This window comes from Deltaproteobacteria bacterium (assembly GCA_028818775.1).
In the GTDB taxonomy this organism is placed as follows: Bacteria; Desulfobacterota; Binatia; order UBA9968; family JAJDTQ01; genus JAJDTQ01.
Genome location: JAPPNE010000157.1, coordinates 1 through 2,677, shown reverse-complemented (window position 1 = coordinate 2,677; position 2,677 = coordinate 1). Strand labels below are relative to the sequence as shown.

4 protein-coding genes are annotated in these 2,677 nt (G+C 63.2%); all 4 read left to right on the top strand.

Annotation, left to right across the window (positions count from 1 at the left end; genetic code table 11):
• The first annotated feature begins 247 nt into the window (after positions 1 to 247).
• Positions 248 to 457, top strand: coding sequence for a hypothetical protein (locus tag OXU42_17325; GenBank protein MDE0031150.1), 210 nt, complete (start codon positions 248 to 250; stop codon positions 455 to 457).
• Between the two features lie 377 nt (positions 458 to 834).
• The gene (locus OXU42_17320) at positions 835 to 1,233 is read left to right on the top strand and encodes a hypothetical protein (GenBank protein ID MDE0031149.1); all 399 of its coding nucleotides are present in this window, start codon (positions 835 to 837) and stop codon (positions 1,231 to 1,233) included.
• Positions 1,230 to 1,883: a hypothetical protein gene (locus tag OXU42_17315; protein ID MDE0031148.1), complete on the top strand. Its 654-nt coding sequence runs from the start codon at positions 1,230 to 1,232 to the stop codon at positions 1,881 to 1,883. The genes OXU42_17320 and OXU42_17315 overlap by 4 nt, the downstream gene beginning before the upstream one ends.
• Positions 1,884 to 2,478: 595 nt before the next feature.
• On the top strand, positions 2,479 to 2,677 hold a 199-nt coding region (locus OXU42_17310; protein ID MDE0031147.1), incomplete at its 3' end, for a hypothetical protein.

Here is a 2,677-nt window from a genome sequence, read left to right as displayed (position 1 = left end):
AGTCTGCCCCCGACTCGTGTGCCGGCCCGTGACGGCTTATCGAGGGCGCCCCGCACGTTGGATCCGTCCGGGCCCGGCTGCCCGAAAGGCGGCGGGGGCTGCGCTGTACCCGCCCAATGCGCACTAAAGAGCGGTCGCCCGACGGGCGTAACCCCTCATCGGCGTGCCACGGCGAACCCGGCGCGGACGGAACCTCGTCCGCGAAAACCCCTTGACGCTGAATACTGCCCGACTACATACTGTGCTCATGAATCTCGCAAGCACGACACTCCGAATCGACCGGGCGGCGCGTGACCGGCTGGCCGCACTCTCGACGCTGACAGGCTACCCGATGGGCCAGCTGATCAACGCGTTCTCGTACGCAGACCTGCAACAGGTGCTCCAATGCGTGGCGCTCAAGGCTGCGGCGGAAGAGCGGCTCCGTGCCGAAATGGCCCCACGAGAAGTGACGGCGTGACGACCGAGAAAAGAGAAGCCCGAAAGGGAGATGCGGCGTGACAGTTGACTGGCCGACCATCGGCGTCATGGTGGCGCTCGGCCGGCTGCTCTGGCGACAAATCGCGGCGCTCAGTGCGAGGGTGGACGCTCTTGACGCACGGCTGACCGGAGCGGTGCCAGCCGGGTCGGCGACATTGACCGCCGGTTGGCGCGGCTGGAAGGTTGGATCGAAGGTGACCGGGCTGGCCGCACGGCCGCGGCCGAGGGCGCAGAGGCGGGAGCATGACGGCCGGGACGTCCTCGGTGGGCGCGGTCGTGCAGCGGAGTTCCGTCGCAACCTCCTCGGGGATCTGGGCATGTCTCGGGCGGGCTGGCCGGCCGGCGTGGAGAGACAGCATGAAGCTAGAAGGCTTAGTCCGAGAGCTTGTGCCGCAATGCACGTGTGAGTTCGTAAAACAACATCATAATGCGGACATGGTTGTCTTTAGCGTTCCGCGCCCGGCCATTCGAGTCCTTTTTGCGGCGCTTGCGGCGTTGCCAGTTGTAGGCGCGACCGTTTACGTGGCTGCACGTACAGGTTTCGTTCCGCCCGCAGTTTCAGAAGGTCCATTGAGTCCGATTATCCACGGTGGTCTTCTGGCGTTGGTTCTCGGGGTGGGCATGGCCTTGGTGGTTTCTATTGCAAACATGCGCATGCATGCGGGCAGGGACTACGTATTCGGTGTTTTGAAGAATCTGTCGATCGTGTTCGGAGTGTTGAGTTTCCTGCGCATGCTGGAAGGAGTTCTACCATGAATTCGACGCGAGTGCTTTTGGCTTCGACGCTGGCAGCATGCGTTGGTTGGTCTCAGAGTGTTGGTGGTCAACCACCGCTTACCATTACCCACGAGCTGGAGGCAGCGGAGTACCGCAGTTTCGGTGCACTCTCCTGGATTAGACTCTCGACGGATGTCTTTCTTGATCCAATGGAAGCCGAGTCAGCCGATGTCCGTTGTTTCTACACGTTGGAGCATTTGAACGATGCTCAGGAGAATCACGTTTTTGGTGGGATCGCTGCCGGAAACATGGCTCTGAGTTCGCGACTTGAGGGAACGTATTACGTGGTAGAACCGGTCAGAATCCACAGTGCGCCTGAATCCGAGGGCGACGCAGCAACGGTTGTCGGGCCGTTGCCAGAAGGCTGGAACCTTCCGCCTGATCAAGCTGAACGATTGGAGCAGATGATCGAGATGGCTGGTCTTCAAGCTGTATCTGATTGGGAGGCGGAAGACTACCGAACACATGCAGCGCGTAACGCGGGATTACCGCGATCGCTCGGCGTCGTCACGAGCGATCGTGCATTCTCTGAGCTACGCTGTGAACCGATCGTGAACTGGTCCGGGGATGCTGAAACCGTTGGTCACGCTGGCGTGTCGCCGGCGCTGGGTCGTCGAGCAATGCCTTGAATACGGCTGGAGCTGGCTCGGCCAGCCCGCGGGCCGACAGGTCTCCCGCCGTAGCTCAATCGCTGTTCCTTTGCGCCCACATCCCGCTCGTGCTGCCATACGTTCCGGGCGACGGGGATCACGGCGTACCTGTCGAACGGTGGGACGCTGGAGCACGCGCAGCCTCAAGAAGCACCGCGGCCGGGCCGCGTTCCGCGTCACGCAATCCGATCACCGCCTCTGGGACACGGCGGTGTTGTTCCACCTGCGGGACGCGTTCCGCGCCGGCTACGTCTGCCGCTGGCGGTGCAGGCTGAGAATGCGCGGGTATAACGTACGCGCGGACGCACGACATCCGCATCGACGACTTCATGCGAACGCGATCTCGCCCCCTCCCGTAAACGACCCCGGATGCTGCGGCTGATGGAGACGCACCCGACCGCGGCCGTCCCCCGGTCACGGGCGTGCGCCCGGCGCTCCGACCCGCTCAAGAGGGTTCGAAGCGGCACGCGATACCGCTTTTCTTCGACGGCCCGCCGCCAGTACGCCACTGGCCAGCGATGTCAGTCGAGCCTTCAGGAATGCTGGCACAATCGCCTGCCCTAGCCGCAGGATCATGACCGAGCTCGCAGTCAACAGAAAGAGGGACGTGGCCAACCCGAGACACGCCGGCCAGAGCCCAGCGCCTTGGTTCTGGATGGCGCCCGCTACCGCCGCGAACTGCGCACCCGGACTCGTGAACCGTGCCGCGAGCATCGGCGCCAAGCGCGTTATGAACCACAACCAGACACCGACGGTCAGCCCCGAATACAGCA